General features: G+C 65.5%; 12 protein-coding genes. 2 read left to right on the forward strand and 10 right to left on the reverse strand.

Features of this window, described 5'->3' with window-relative positions; translation table 11 throughout:
- Window positions 1-97: 97 nt before the first annotated feature.
- Window positions 98-994 carry a glycosyltransferase gene (locus NXY83_RS12710; protein WP_258802577.1) on the forward strand — a complete coding sequence of 299 codons (897 nt, stop codon included), beginning with the start codon at window positions 98-100 and terminating at the stop codon, window positions 992-994.
- 21 nt (window positions 995-1,015) lie between these two features.
- Here the strand turns inward: NXY83_RS12710 and NXY83_RS12715 are convergent, their stop codons facing one another.
- From NXY83_RS12715 to argS, 10 genes are all read right to left on the reverse strand, one after another.
- Window positions 1,016-1,774 carry a WecB/TagA/CpsF family glycosyltransferase gene (locus tag NXY83_RS12715; RefSeq protein ID WP_258802578.1) on the reverse strand — a complete coding sequence of 253 codons (759 nt, stop codon included), beginning with the start codon at window positions 1,772-1,774 and terminating at the stop codon, window positions 1,016-1,018.
- Complete coding sequence (locus NXY83_RS12720) at window positions 1,774-2,619, reverse strand: L-threonylcarbamoyladenylate synthase (protein ID WP_258802579.1); 846 nt, start codon at window positions 2,617-2,619, stop codon at window positions 1,774-1,776. The genes NXY83_RS12715 and NXY83_RS12720 overlap by 1 nt, the downstream gene beginning before the upstream one ends.
- A 12-nt stretch (window positions 2,620-2,631) precedes the next feature.
- Window positions 2,632-3,504 carry a peptide chain release factor N(5)-glutamine methyltransferase gene (gene prmC / locus NXY83_RS12725; protein ID WP_258802580.1) on the reverse strand — a complete coding sequence of 291 codons (873 nt, stop codon included), beginning with the start codon at window positions 3,502-3,504 and terminating at the stop codon, window positions 2,632-2,634.
- A 12-nt stretch (window positions 3,505-3,516) separates the two neighbouring features.
- A complete protein-coding gene (gene prfA, locus NXY83_RS12730; RefSeq protein WP_258802581.1) occupies window positions 3,517-4,590 on the reverse strand; it encodes a peptide chain release factor 1 in 1,074 nt (357 codons plus the stop codon).
- Window positions 4,591-4,829: 239 nt separating this feature from the next.
- A complete protein-coding gene (gene rho / locus NXY83_RS12735) occupies window positions 4,830-6,983 on the reverse strand; it encodes a transcription termination factor Rho (protein WP_258802582.1) in 2,154 nt (717 codons plus the stop codon).
- A gap of 294 nt (window positions 6,984-7,277) precedes the next feature.
- On the reverse strand, window positions 7,278-8,252 hold the full coding sequence (thrB, locus tag NXY83_RS12740; protein WP_258802583.1) for a homoserine kinase: 975 nt from the start codon (window positions 8,250-8,252) through the stop codon (window positions 7,278-7,280).
- A 2-nt stretch (window positions 8,253-8,254) separates the two neighbouring features.
- The gene (thrC, locus tag NXY83_RS12745; protein ID WP_258802584.1) at window positions 8,255-9,361 is read right to left on the reverse strand and encodes a threonine synthase; all 1,107 of its coding nucleotides are present in this window, start codon (window positions 9,359-9,361) and stop codon (window positions 8,255-8,257) included.
- Complete coding sequence (locus tag NXY83_RS12750; RefSeq protein ID WP_258802585.1) at window positions 9,362-10,678, reverse strand: homoserine dehydrogenase; 1,317 nt, start codon at window positions 10,676-10,678, stop codon at window positions 9,362-9,364.
- A complete protein-coding gene (lysA, locus tag NXY83_RS12755; protein WP_258802586.1) occupies window positions 10,679-12,154 on the reverse strand; it encodes a diaminopimelate decarboxylase in 1,476 nt (491 codons plus the stop codon). It lies immediately after the preceding gene.
- A 5-nt stretch (window positions 12,155-12,159) separates the two neighbouring features.
- The gene (gene argS / locus NXY83_RS12760; protein WP_258802587.1) at window positions 12,160-13,809 is read right to left on the reverse strand and encodes an arginine--tRNA ligase; all 1,650 of its coding nucleotides are present in this window, start codon (window positions 13,807-13,809) and stop codon (window positions 12,160-12,162) included.
- A gap of 176 nt (window positions 13,810-13,985) precedes the next feature.
- On the opposite strand from argS, the gene NXY83_RS12765 reads away from it, so the two are divergent.
- Window positions 13,986-14,462, forward strand: a complete 477-nt coding sequence (locus tag NXY83_RS12765) for an FMN-binding protein (RefSeq protein ID WP_258802588.1) — start codon at window positions 13,986-13,988, stop codon at window positions 14,460-14,462.
- Window positions 14,463-14,465 lie beyond the last annotated feature (3 nt).

Genomic DNA, 14,465 nt, shown 5'->3' on the forward strand with positions numbered 1-14,465 from the left:
TAGTCAAAGATACTAGCGCCACCGGCTTCATGGCTTCGCGCCACACGGGCGCATTACGAGCGGGGAAATCCCTCACAGCCATGCTGAAAGGACCCCCATGACACCCCGCATTGCAGTTGCCGCCGTGACTTTTAACCGGCCCAAAGAACTGGCCGTGCTGCTGGATTCCATCAACGCCCAGACCGCAGCGGTGGACACTATTTGCCTTGTCGACAGCGGCACAACGCCGGCAGAAGACGTCGCGGGTCACCATGCCAACGTTGATTACGTCCGCTCGGAGGCCAACCTGGGCGGAGCGGGTGGATTCGCCCTCGCTGCCCTGAAGGCAGTAGCCAGCGGCGCCAGATGGATCTGGATGATGGACGACGACGCCGAGCCGGCTGATCCCGAATGCCTTGCCACGCTGCTGCGGGAGGCTGAGGCACGCGACCTCGAAGCCGTGGTCCCGCTGGTGACGGCGCCGGGCCATCCGGACCGGCTGTCCTTTTTCTTCCGCCTGGACGGCAAGGTCACGCACGACCGGGCGGAGGTGGAGAAGCTTGGCTTCCTGCCGAACGACGGGCACTTCTTCAACGGCGCGCTGATCCGCTCCGATGTCTTCTTCAAGGTCGGCTTGCCCGACATGCGCCTTTTCATCCGCGGCGATGAAGTGGACTTCACCATCCGCCTCCGCAAGGCGGGAATCCGGTTCGGGACCGTAACCACGACGGCCATTACCCACCCGCATGCATTTTCCGAGACACAGCACGTTTTTGGTGCCCGCTGGCACGTCATTGTTCCGGAGTCGGCATTCAAGCGGTACTACTACTACCGCAACCGCGGCTACCTGATCCGCCGCTACTTCCGGGTACGTTCCCTTGTGGCCGACGTCGGCGGCTACCTGGGCTATTTCCTCCAGCGCCGCGACCTTGCCGGGCTCCTGGGCTGGGCCAAATCCTTCAGCGCAGGCCTTCGGGGCAAGGGCTTTGCGCCGCTGGAGGACCAGAAGTTCTAGCTCCGGGCAGCAGGGCCCGTGTCAGGCCCGGCGGTTTAACCGCCGGGCGGCAAGGAGCCACAGCAGGACCCACGGCTCGCCGAACACCCGGTACGCCACGCGCCGGGGATGCAGGAGCAGCCGCCAGGCCCACTCGAGGCCGAGCCGGCCCAGCCAGCGGGGGGCGAGCTTCTGGATTCCTGCCAACTGCTCGATGGCACCGCCCACTGCGCAGTAGACGGCAGGCGGCATGGACCCAAGCCTGCGCAGCAGCACTTCCTCCTGCAGGGGCATGCCAAGGCCCAGCAGGACCAGTTGAGGCTGTTCCCGGTGAAGCCATTCAACCGCGGCTTCCTCGAGCCCCGCATCCCAGCCTTCGCCCGGGAATCCCGTGACACGGGCACCGGGAACAATAGCCTTCAGCCTGCTGACGGCTCCTGCGTTGGCTTCTGCGCCTGCTCCGACCACGGCAATCCGCTCCAGGCCCTGCACCTGCTCGAGTGCCGGGAGCCAGTCGGTGGAACCCAGGCGGTAATCCATGACCGGGCCTTCGGCGTTGCCGGTCCTCCCCCACAGCCAGAGCACCGGGGCCCCGTCCAGGAGCACCACGTCGCTGCGCTCGTACAGTCTCCGGAAGCCGTCGTCGGACAGGGCGAGGGTGACGCTGTGCAGGTTGTGGCCGAGCACGGTCCGGGTGGATCCTTCCCGGATGTAGCGGCTCAGTTCCGCCACCAGCTCGGGAACCCGCAGCGGAGTGGCATCAACCTCCAGTACGGGAATCCGCTGGCGCTCCAGTGTCATCAAGGCTGCGGATTCCGGGCCGGGGTGCCGGGTTCCGGTGCTGCCGGCTGCACTGCAGAAGATCCGGAGGCGGCAGGTTCAGCGGGCAGCGCCCCAGCCGGCGTGGCCTCGTCAGCGCTCTCCCCTGCGGCAGGTTGCGCCTGGACTGGTTCCTCCTCCGCGGGTTCTTCCTCCGCCATGGGAATTTCCCCCAACCCCAGCACACCGGGCACGTGTTCGCGCAGCTGGTCGAGGCTGACGGCGCCATTGCGCACCACGCGGAGCCGCGGCCCGGTGGCATCCACAATCGTGGACGGAACCGCGGCCTCACCTTCGGCCGGGCGGAAGCCGCCTTCGAGGTAGACCTCCACGGAGTCGGCCAGCTGCTCCCGGGCCGCTGCGGCGGTCTGCGCAGGAGCATGTCCGGTACGGTTTGCGGAGGAGACGGCCAGGGGACCCGTGAGGGTCAGGAGCTCCTGGGCAATTTCGTCCGCGGGCATCCGCAGCGCAACGGTTCCCTTGGTTTCACCGAGGTCCCAGTCCAGCGAGGGCTGGGCATGCAGGATCAGGGTCAGGCCGCCGGGCCAGAAGGCCTCGGCCAGCTTCCGCGCGTCCGCCGAGACGTCCGTGGCCAGGCCGTCCAGGGCATTGATGCGTGGAATCAGCACCGGCGGCGGCATGGTGCGGCTGCGCCCCTTCGATACCAGGAGCATGGTGACAGCCTGCGGCGAGAAAGCGTCCGCGGCAATTCCGTAGACCGTATCCGTAGGGAATACCACGCACTTTTTCTCGCTGATGGCTCGCTGGGCGTGCTCCAGTCCCGAGGCACGCTGATCGTCGGTGGTGCAGTTATAGGTTGTGGTCACTGGCCTATTCTTTCATTCCATGGTGTCCGGAGCGGCGAGCACGGCGCTGGTGGCGCGCTCCTTGCCGTTAAGGTCCAGATGCGTCGTGATCCTGGTCCACTTCCCGGCGCGGCCCATCATGGCCGCGATCCACGCGGCCTGGACTTCCGCGTGTTCCATCACAAAGTAGCCGCCGGGGTGCAGCAGCCGGGCAGCGGAGGCTGCTGCCGCCGTCGGAAGTTCCATGCCGTCCGCTCCCCCGCCGTACAGCGCCTCCGGCGGATCATGCAACGCAACCTCGGGCTCGTTGGGAACAGCCTCAGCCGGAATGTACGGCGGATTGGAAACCACGACGTCGAACGTTCCGTTGAGTTCCGGCAGTGCGGTGCGCAGGTCCCCCAGTACGAGGTTGACGCCCAGGGGCGCCAGGTTTTTCGCCGCCCATGCGTGCGCAAGAGTGCTGTATTCGACCGCGTGCACTTCGGCACCGGGGACCTCATGCGCGATGGATCCCGCGATTGCTCCGGATCCTGTTCCCAGGTCGACGACCCGGGGAGATTGGATGCCCTTGACGTGGTCGATGACCAACTGGACCACCGACTCGGTCTCCGGCCGGGGAATGAACACGCCAGGCCCGACAGCCAGCTCAAGGTAGCGGAAATACGCCACCCCGGTGATGTGCTGCAGCGGTACCCGGCCGGCGCGCTCTGCCACCAGCCCGGCGTACCCCTCTGGAGCCGGCGAATCACCCAGCATCATGGCGCGCAGCCGGCCCAGGCCCACCTTGAGGAGGTGGTCGGCGAGCAGTTCGGCGTCAACCCGGGGGCTGGGCACGCCGGCGTCGCGAAGAATGGCAGTAGCCTCACTGACCGCAGCCGCGAGGGACTGGCCTGGCCCGATGGTCATCCGCTGCAGGAACTAGTCGCCGATGGCGTCCAGGCGGGCCTGTTCGTCCATCTCAATGGCGGACTGGATAACAGGCTCGAGGTCGCCGTTCATGACCTGGTCAAGGTTGTACGCCTTGTAGCCGGTGCGGTGGTCCGCAATACGGTTTTCCGGGTAGTTGTAGGTGCGGATGCGCTCCGAGCGGTCCATGGTGCGGATCTGCGACTTCCGCTGGGCCGAGTTCTCGGCGTCGATCTGTTCCTGCTGGTGAGCCAGGATGCGGGCGCGGAGAACGCGCATGCCTGCCTCGCGGTTCTGCAGCTGCGACTTTTCATTCTGCATGGCCACAACGATGCCGGTGGGCAGGTGGGTGATGCGGACAGCTGAGTCTGTGGTGTTCACGGACTGGCCGCCGGGACCGGACGACCGGTAAACGTCGATCTTCAGGTCGTTCTGGTTGATTTCGAGCTCTTCCGGCTCATCCACTTCGGGCAGGACCAGCACGCCGGCAGCGGACGTGTGGATGCGGCCCTGGGACTCGGTCACCGGGACGCGCTGCACGCGGTGCACACCGCCTTCGAACTTCAGCCGCGCATAGACGCCCTCGGCGGGATCGTTCGAGTTGCCCTTGACGGCCACCTGGACATCCTTGTAGCCGCCGAGGTCGGACTCGGTGGCCGAGATGATTTCGGTCTTCCAGCCCCGGGATTCGGCGTAGCGGGTGTACATCCGCAGGAGGTCACCGGCGAACAGCGCGGCTTCATCGCCGCCTTCCCCGCCCTTGACCTCGAGGATCACGTTCCGTGCGTCGTCAGGATCGCGGGGAATGAGCAATCGGCGCAGTTTCGCCGCAGCAACTTCAAGCGAAGCCTCCAGCTCAGGCACCTCGGCCGCGAACTCGGGATCCTCCGACGCCATCTCCTTGGCAGCAGCAAGATCGTCCCGCAGCGCTTCCCACTTGTGGTAGGCCTCAACGATGCCGTTTAGTTGAGCCGAACGCCGCCCCAGCTTCCGGGCAAGCCGCTGGTCAGCATAAACAGCAGGATCCCCCAGCTGCGCCTGGATGGAATCATGCTCATCGAGCAGGCCCTGTACGGACTCAAACATTTTTCAAAACCTTTCGTTCTGCACCAAGTTTAGTCAGGCACAGGAATTCGTCCCCAAGCCGACCGGGCACAAGGTAAGCCGGGCGACCGACGCGCGGGTTTTCCGCCCCGGGAGTGGCATCGGGCCTGCCGGAGCGTGGTGGCCGAGTCCGTCAGGACATGGCCACCACGCGAAGGGGCGGGGGCGGAAAACCCGCGCGGCGAACCACGCGAGGCATCCGCACCCCGCCCCGAAAACAGCTACTTGTCGTTATCCGACTTTGCGCCAAGCGTCGTCTTCTGGACCTGCATGAGGAACTCGACGTTGCTCTGGGTTTCCCGGATCTTGTTGGTCAGCAGTTCAAGGCTCTGCTGGGTCTCGAGTCCGGAAAGGACGCGGCGCAGCTTCCACATGATCTTGACTTCCTCGGGCGAAAGCAGGTTCTCCTCGCGGCGGGTACCGGACGCGTTGACGTCCACGGCGGGGAAGATGCGCTTGTCTGCCAGCTGGCGGGACAGGCGCAGTTCCATGTTGCCGGTGCCCTTGAACTCTTCGAAGATGACCTCGTCCATCTTGGATCCGGTCTCGACGAGTGCCGTGGCCAGGATGGTGAGCGAGCCGCCGTTTTCGATGTTGCGGGCGGCACCAAAGAAGCGCTTGGGCGGGTACAGGGCTGCGGAGTCCACGCCTCCGGACAGGATGCGGCCGGAGGCCGGTGCTGCCAGGTTGTAGGCACGGCCCAGGCGGGTCATGGAGTCCAGCAGGACCACCACGTCCATGCCCATTTCCACGAGTCGCTTGGCGCGTTCGATGGAAAGTTCGGCCACCGTGGTGTGGTCGTCGGCAGGACGGTCGAAGGTGGAGGCAATGACCTCGCCCTTGACGGTGCGCTGCATGTCCGTGACTTCTTCGGGACGTTCGTCAACCAGCACCATCATGAGGTGGACCTCAGGATTGTTGGTGGTGATGGCGTTCGCGATCGACTGCAGGATGAGCGTCTTGCCTGCCTTGGGCGGGGAGACGATCAGGCCACGCTGGCCCTTGCCGATGGGAGCCACCAGGTCGATGACGCGGGGGCCGATCTTCTTGGGATCAGTCTCCAGGCGCAGACGCTCCGACGGGTACAGCGGCACCAGCTTTGCGAACTCGACACGGTCCTTGAGCTCTTCTGAGGTCTTTCCGTTGACCGAAGTGACGCGCACCAGGGCGTTGAACTTCTGGCGGGCGGACTGCTGGCTGCGGTCCTCCCCGTCCCGGGGTGCGCGGATGGCGCCCACAACGGCGTCGCCCTTGCGCAGGTTGTACTTCTTGACCTGGGCCAGGGAGACGTAGACGTCGTTGGGGCCGGGCAGGTAGCCGGAGGTACGGATGAACGCGTAGTTCTCCAGGACGTCCAGGATGCCGGCGACCGGCAGCAGGACGTCATCGTCGGTGACCTCGACGTCGTCGACGTCGGGTCCCTGGGAGCGGCCGCGACGGCGGTCGTTGCGGTCGCGGAAGCGGTCATTGCGGGAGTTGTTGTCCCGGTCCTGGCTGCCGGAGCGGTCATTGCGGTCGTTCCGGTCGTTCCGGTCACGGCGGTTGCGGCGGTTCCTGCGGCTGCCGCCGTCGGCGTCGTCGCTATCGCGGTTGTCGTCGCGGCGGCTGCTTTCGCGCTGGCCCGCCTCGCGGCTGCCGGCGTTGTCACGGCCGCTGTCGGAATCCCGTGCTGCATTGTCCCGGCCACCGCGGGTGCGGCCTTCGCGGCGGTCGGTGCGCTGGCCGGCGTCCGCGGTGTCAGCGGCAGGGGCCTCGGCACGCTGTTCGGTGGAACGCTGTTCTGCGCCCGCCTGTTCTGTTGCAGGCTGCTCTGCCGGGGCCTCTGCAGAGGCTTCCTGGACAGTGGCTGCTGCTTCACCGCGGCGGCGGTTGCGCGTCCGGGGCTGGCGGCGCTCGGGTGCGCCTTCTGTCTCCGCGGATTCCGCAGCGGCAGGAGCCTCAACCTGGGCAGGTGCGGCAGGGGCCTCCGCGGCGGCAGTTTCGGTGGTTCCCGGGGCTATCACGCCGTCGCTGACAGCACGGCGGCTGCGGCCGCGGCCACGGGCACGCGTTCCTTCAGCAGCAGGTGCTTCTGCGGTTTCGGGCGCTGCAGTGGCAGGCGCCTGGTCAGCCGGAGCAACCGCGCTCTCGGCAGCCTTTTCCGCTTTCCTGGCGGGAGCCTTGGTAGTGGGGGTGCCGGCGCGATGGGCAGAAATGGCCGAAACCAGGTCTCCCTTGCGCATGCGGGAACCGCCTGAAATGCCGAGCTGGCTGGCAAGCGCCTGCAGCTGGGCGAGCTTGAGGCCGGCCAGGCCGCTGCTCTTGGCGGGTGCTGCCGGTGATTCTGCAGCAGAAGATAGTTCCACAGCTGGCGACAGCTCAGTGGTTTCGGTCACGAAGGATCCTTCCCCCTCGACGGCGTCCAGACTGGGAGCTGGACGCGATGATTTGATCTGGGCTGCAGGTTCAGATCTGCAGCCGGGAATTCGGCCTTGCCGGTTGGATTTCGGCCAGCAGGGCCGGATAATGATTCACCTTCCGCTCCGCCCATGGCGGAACGCCGGACTGACGCTTTCGGGGCAGTTGGATGCTGCAGATTCCTGCGACAGACCAAGCAGGCGGCACCGGAATACATTCGCAGTAGGAGATCAAATAGCAACTGAATGCAGAAGCAGATCAGATAGGCGGAATTATCGCCGGTGCAAGTCCACCTTAGCACCTTCATCGTCCACTGCCAGCTTCAGCACACGCCAGGCCACGTCCGGCGTGTTGGCGGCTGTGAACACCTCGATGAACTCCAGCGCGTCCGTTGCTTCGGTTTCACCATTAGCCAGCACCAGGACGGTGGGCCCGGCACCGGAGACCACTGCTGCGTGGCCGGCACCGCGAAGGGCGGCAATCAATGCTGCACTGGGCCGCATGGCTTCCGCCCGGTAGCTCTGGTGCAGGTAATCTTCGGTGCCGGCCAGCAGGAATTCCGGCTTTTGCGTCAGTGCGTGGATCAGCAGCGCGGCGCGCCCGGAGTTCATGGCCGCGGCGTGGTGCCCCACGGAGGCCGGGAGCAGCGCGCGGGCGGCTTCGGTGGAAAGCTCGAAATCCGGAACAGCCACAATGGGAATGACGGAGTCCGCAACCGTGGCGCTGGTGCTGCTGTACTGGTCACTGTCCTGCCATGACAGCGCCAGTCCGCCGAAAATGGCTGGTGCGACGTTGTCCGGATGCCCCTCCAGCTCGCTGGTGAGCTGGAGGATCCATTCCTGCCCGCGCTGGCTTTCGGCAGGCACCATGGCGTTTGCTGCCGAGACGGCGGCCACCACGGCGGAGGCGGAAGAGCCCAGCCCGCGGCCGTGCGGATTGACGTTTTCCGCTGTCACCTTGAGGCCGCCATGGCGGAAGCCCAAACGCTCGAAAGCGGCGTCCATGGCCCTGATGACCAGGTGGCTGGCATCCCGGGGCAGCGTCTCCGCACCTTCACCGCGAAGATCGAACAGGAGATCGTCGGTGTCCAGGCTTTCCACGGTCAGGGTGTCATGCAGGGCCAAGGCAAGCCCCAGGCTGTCATAGCCGGGGCCGAGGTTGGCCGTGGTGGCCGGGACCCGGACCGTAACGCGCTGCCCGGCTTCGATGAGTTGCAGTCCGACGGCGGCCTGCGAGGTGGTGTCCAAGGTTATTTTTCTTCCAGTCCCAGTTCGGCAGCAACGGTAACCACGTCGTTGGAAACCTTGACCGGCTGCACGTCGCTTCCGTCCTCGGTACGCAGGGCCCACTGGGGGTCCTTGAGGCCGTGGCCCGTGACGGTGATGACAATAGTCTTCCCGGAAGGAACCTCGCCTGCGGCATGCTTCTTCAGCAGGCCAGCTACACCGGCGGCGGAGCCGGGCTCGACGAACACGCCCTCGCGGGAGGACAGCCAGCGGTGTGCGTTCAGGATCTCCTCGTCGGTGACGGCGTCGATCAGGCCGCCGGACTCGTCGCGGGCGCCGATCGCGCCATCCCAGGAAGCCGGGTTGCCGATGCGGATAGCCGTGGCAATGGTGTCGGGTTCCGTGATGGGGTGGCCGGCAACGAAGGGTGCAGCGCCTGCTGCCTGGAAGCCCCACATTACCGGCGTTTTGGTGGACACGGCGGGAAGCGTGCCGGCCGTCGTGGACTCGAACGGAGCGGAGTACTCCTTGTAGCCCTTCCAGTACGCGGTGATGTTGCCGGCATTGCCCACCGGAAGCACGTGGATGTCCGGGGCGTCGCCCAGCGCATCCACGATCTCGAAGGCGCCGGTCTTCTGGCCCTGGATGCGGGCAGGATTGACGGAGTTCACCAGGAAAACCGGGTAGGACTCCCCCAGCTTCCGGGCGATATCGAGGCAGTTGTCGAAGTTGCCGTCCACCTGCAGGAGCGTGGCGCCGTGCGCAATGGCCTGGCTGAGCTTGCCCATGGAGATTTTGCCTTCGGGTACCAGGACGGCGCACTTCAGCCCTGCTGCCGTTGCGTACGCCGCGGCGGAGGCGGAGGTGTTGCCGGTGGAGGCGCACACGACGGCCTGGGCCCCGGACTCGACGGCGGCCGTCATGGCCATGGTCATACCGCGGTCCTTGAAGGAGCCGGTGGGGTTCATGCCCTCCACCTTGAGGTAAACCTCGGAACCGGTGAGCTCAGACAGCTTCTGCGCATGCACCAGCGGAGTGCCGCCCTCACCCAGGGTGATCACCCTGGTGGATTCCGTCACGGGCAAACGGTCAGCGTATTCGCGGATAACGCCGCGCCATTGGTGAGCCACTTAGACTCCTTCTACCCGCAGAACGGATGTAACTGAATTGATGACGTCCAGGCCCTTTACGGCCTCGACGGTGGCCGCAAGGGCAGCCTCTGACGCTCTGTGGGTGACGATCCGCAGTTCTGCGGATTCGACCTTGGACTCCGCATCACGGTGGATGGTCTGCCGCATGATTTCGATGGAGACCCCGTTTTCGGCGAACAGCTGCGCGATCCTTGCCAGGACACCCGGCTGGTCGGCAACATCCAGGCCGATGTAGTAGCTGGTCACGGCAGCGTCGATGGGCAACGCCGGAACGTGGCCGGTGGTTGTCTCGGTACGTCCCGGACCGCCCAGCACCAGGCGGCGGGCCGCGGAAATAAGGTCTCCCAGGACGGCAGAGGCCGTCGGGGTTCCGCCGGCACCCTGGCCGTAGAACATCAGCTCACCGGCGTTTTCCGCCTCGATGAACACGGCGTTGAAGGCACCGCGGACGGCGGCCAGTGGGTGCTCACGCGGCAGGAGGGTGGGGTGGACGCGCACGGATACGCCCTCGTTGCCGTCGGCGTCGGCCAGTTTCTCGGCGATGGCCAGCAGCTTAATCACGAAGCCGGCGTCCTTGGCAGCGGCGATGTCCGAAGCGCTGACGGACGTGATGCCCTCGCAGTGGACGTTCTCCAGGGCGAAGCGGGTGTGGAAGGACAGCGATGCGAGGATGGCGGCTTTTGCGGCGGCGTCATGGCCTTCGACGTCGGCGGTCGGGTCCGCTTCCGCGTAGCCGAGTCGCTGTGCTTCTGCCAGCGCATCCGCGAACTGGGCACCGGTGGAGTCCATCTGGTCAAGGATGAAGTTGGTGGTGCCGTTGACGATGCCAAGGACGCGGGTGATGCGGTCGCCGGCAAGGCTGTCACGGATGGGCCGCAGGATGGGGATCGCTCCGGCGACGGCGGCCTCGTAGGACAGCTGCACCTGGGCCTTGTCGGCCTCTTCGTAGAGGGTGGGGCCGTCCTGGGCCAGGAGCGCCTTGTTGCCGGTGACAACACACGCTCCGTTACGCAGGGCGGACAGGATCAGCGTGCGGGCAGGTTCGATCCCACCCATCAGCTCGATAACCAGGTCGGCGTCCTTGACCAGGGTCTCGGCGTCGGTGGTGAACAGTTCCTGCGGCAGGTCAACGTCGCGGGGCGCGTTGACATTGCGCACGGCGATGCCGCTGAGCTGCAGGCGGGCTCCGGTCCGGGCGGCAAGGGCGTCGGCATCCTCAATGAGAATCCGCGCAACCTGGGCCCCAACGTTGCCACAGCCCAGCAGGGCCACTTTCAGGGTTCGCATTTCCGTCATTCAGGCTCCCATGTCGCGGTTTAGCAGATCTTCTTCGGTTTCCCCGCGGACAATCAGCCGGGCAGATCCGTCGCGCACCGCGACAACGCCCGGCCGGGCCAGATAGTTGTAGTTGCTCGAGAGGGCCCAGCAGTAGGCGCCGGTTCCCGGTACAGCAAGCAGATCACCGGCTGCCACGTCCTCGGGCAGATATACATCTCTAACAACTATGTCGCCGCTCTCGCAATGTTTGCCCACCACTCGGGACAGTTGCGGGGCGGCGGCTGACGTTCGGGACGCCAGAATCGCTGAGTAATCCGCGTCGTAGAGCACCGGGCGGGCGTTATCGCTCATGCCGCCGTCCACTGAAACATAGCGGCGCGGATACGTAACGTTGTTATCGCCGTCACTGGCACCGGAACCGGCCGGGGCGTCGACGCGCACCGTTTTGAGCGTGCCCACCTCGTACAGCGTGAACGTGGTGCTGCCAACAATGGCGCGTCCGGGTTCAATGGAGATGCGGGGCGCGTCAATGCCCAGCTCGGCACAGGTGGAGCGCACGACGGCGGCCATCGCCTGCGCGATCTCAGCCGCGGGGCGGGGGGTGTCCACCGGTGTGTAGGCGATCCCGTAGCCGCCGCCGAGATCCAGTTCGGGCATAACGATGGAGTACTTTTCCTGCATGGCCGCGAGGAAGCGCAGGAGCTTCTCCGCAGCCAGCGCAAAGCCGTCCGGCTCGAAGATCTGGGAGCCGATGTGGCAGTGCAGTCCCAGCAATTCGATGCCGGGATGGGCGGAAGCCGCAGCCACTGCCTCCTCGGCAGCGGACAGGCCCACCTGGTCGGTGGTGTCAGCCGCCATGGAGAGGCCGAACTTCTGGTCCTCGTGGGCGGTTGCGATGAACTCGTGGGTGTGCGCGTGGACACCCGGCGTGAGCCGCAGCATGATCTTGGCCTGCCCGCCACGCGCCTGGGCTATGTCGCCTACCCGGACAAGTTCGGAGAGGCTGTCCACCACAATCCGGCCGAGGCCCATGTCAAGGGCACGCTTGATCTCGCCGTCGGACTTGTTGTTTCCGTGCAGCGCCACCCGCTCCCCCGCGATTCCGGCACGGGCCGCAACGGCCAGCTCGCCACCGGAGGCGGTGTCCAGGTGCAGCCCTTCCTCTTCCACCCACTTCACCACTGCGGTACAGAGGAAGGACTTTCCGGCGTAATAGACGTCCACTCCGCCGCAGATGTCAGCAAACGCAGCGTCGAAGGAATCCTTGAAGGCTCTGGCCCGGGCCCGGAAATCCGCCTCGTCCATAACGAAGAGGGGTGTGCCGAACTGTTCCTTCAGCGACTGGACGGTGGTTCCGCCAACGGTGAGTTCACCGTCGTCGTTCCGCTGTACGCTGCCTGCCCACATTGGCTCCTGCAGGGCATTCAGGTCAGCGGGAACAGCCAGCCATTCCGGCGCGAGCGGCGACGCGCTGTTTCCGGTCTGTACAGACATTGCCATCACATCCGTTCCGGCGCGGAAACGCCAAGCAGGTCAAGGCCGTTGGCCAGCACCTGGCTGGTGGCATCGTTAAGCCACAGCCGCGTGCGGTTGACGTCGGTCACTGGCTCATCGCCCATGGGTGCGATGCGGCAGGCGTCGTACCAGCGGTGGTAGGCGCCGGCGATCAGTTCCAGGTGCCGGGCCACGCGGTGCGGTTCGCGCAGCTCCGCAGCCTTGGCGACGATCGAGGGGTAGCTGCCCAGGTACGAGAGCAGTTCGTTTTCCGTTGCATGGTCAAGCAGCGAGGCTTCGAACGCGGAACGGTCCACGCCGGCAGCGACCGCGTTGCGGGCTGCGCCGCGGGAGCGTGCGTGTGCGTACTGCACGTAGAACACGGGGTTCTCGTTGCTGTGCTTCTTCAGCAGCTCCGGGTCAAGGGTGAGCGGTGAGTCTGCCGGGAAACGGGCCAGGGAATAGCGGACCGCGTCCTTCCCCAGCCAGTCGATCAGGTCCTTGAGCTCGATGATGTTTCCGGCGCGCTTGGACAGCTTGGCGCCGTTGACGGATACCAGCTGGCCGATCAGCACTTCGATGTTCTTCTCGGGATCGTCCCCTGCGCAGGCTGCAATAGCCTTCAACCGGTTGATGTAGCCGTGGTGGTCGGCGCCGAGCAGGTAAATCTTCTCGGTGAAGCCCCGGTCCTTCTTCGAGAGGTAGTAGGCGGCGTCCGCCGCGAAGTAGGTGGGCTCGCCGTTGGCGCGGATCATCACCCGGTCCTTGTCGTCACCGAAGTCGGTGGTCCGCAGCCAGACTGCGCCGCCCTCGTCGAACACGTGGCCCTGCTCGCGAAGGCGGGCCACGGCACTTTCGATGGCTCCGGCGTCGTGCAGTTCCTGCTCTGAGAAGAACACATCGAATTCGACGCCGAACTCCGCGAGCGTCTTCTTGATGTCCTTCATCTGTGCCTTGTAGGCGGCCGCCCGGATCACCGGGACTGCCGCAACTTCGGTGAGTTCGCGGATATCGGGGTGCTCGGTCATGACCTCGTGGCCCAGGTCTGCAATGTACTGGCCGGGGTAGCCGCCGTCGGGAACGGGGAGGCCGTGCAACCGGGAGTACACGGAGTTCGCGAACACGTTCATCTGGGTGCCGGCGTCGTTAATGTAGTACTCGGCCGTGACATCTGCACCTGAGGCGCGCAGCACACGGGCGATGGAGTCGCCCAACGCAGCCCAGCGGGTGTGCCCGATATGGAGGGGCCCGGTGGGGTTGGCGGAAACAAATTCCATGTTCACCGTGTGGCCCGCGAGCGCCGAGTTGGTTCCGTACTGCTGCCCGGCTTCGACGATGACCTTCGCGAGGGCGCCGGCGGTGGCGGCGTCTACAGTGATGTTCAGGAACCCAGGCCCGGCGATATCGACGGCAGAGACCCCATCGATGGACTTCAGCCGGGCGCTGAGGACGGCGGCGAATTCCCGCGGGTTGGTGCCTGCCTGCTTGGCCAACTGCAGTGCGATGTTGGTGGCCCAGTCGCCGTGGTCCCGGTTCTTGGGTCGCTCCACGCGCACCTCATCAGGCACAGCTGATGCTGAAAGGGCGATGTCACCGGCGGCGACGGCGTCTTTCAGGCAGGCGGATATGGCGAGGGAGAGTTCTTCGGGAGTCACCCCTCTAGCCTACCGGGGGCCAGTGACAGCAAAGAATTTGCGTGCTCAAGGGCACAGGGCATCCACAGCGGACGGCGTAACGAACCACAGGGTGAACCAATAGTCTGGGTTCAGCGTTGACAACACCGTAACCACTGCTTGAACCACGTGGCCCCTAGAACGAAACGAGAGCCTTGATGAGACCCTCAGTACGCAAGAGTGTTTACGCCGGCATCGCCGGCCTGTCCCTGGCCGGAACGGTGGCCGGCTGTGCACCGTCCGCCAATGAAAGCGCCCCTGCTTCAACCGGCGGCAGTGCTGCGGAAACCTCAGCTGCCGCCCCTGCAGCGGGTGAGTCCCCGCTTGCCACCAGCGGCTCCGAATACAAGGACGGCACCTACAGCGCCGATGGCAACTACGTGTCGCCCAACGGCACCGAGACTGTAGGCGTCCAATTGACTTTGGCTTCGGGCACTGTGACGGACGTCCAAATCACCCAGCACCCCTCCAACCCCAATACCCGCAAGTTCCAGGGCGAGTTTGCCGGCGGCATCGCCGAGCAGGTGGTGGGCAAGAACATTGACGACATCAACGTCTCCAAGGTTGCCGGTTCATCCCTTACCAGCGGTGGCTTCAACCAGGCTTTGGAACAGATCAAGTCGGAGGCGCAGTAGGCA

The sequence above is a fragment of the Pseudarthrobacter sp. NS4 genome (genome assembly GCF_024758005.1).
Taxonomy (GTDB): Bacteria; Actinomycetota; Actinomycetes; order Actinomycetales; family Micrococcaceae; genus Arthrobacter.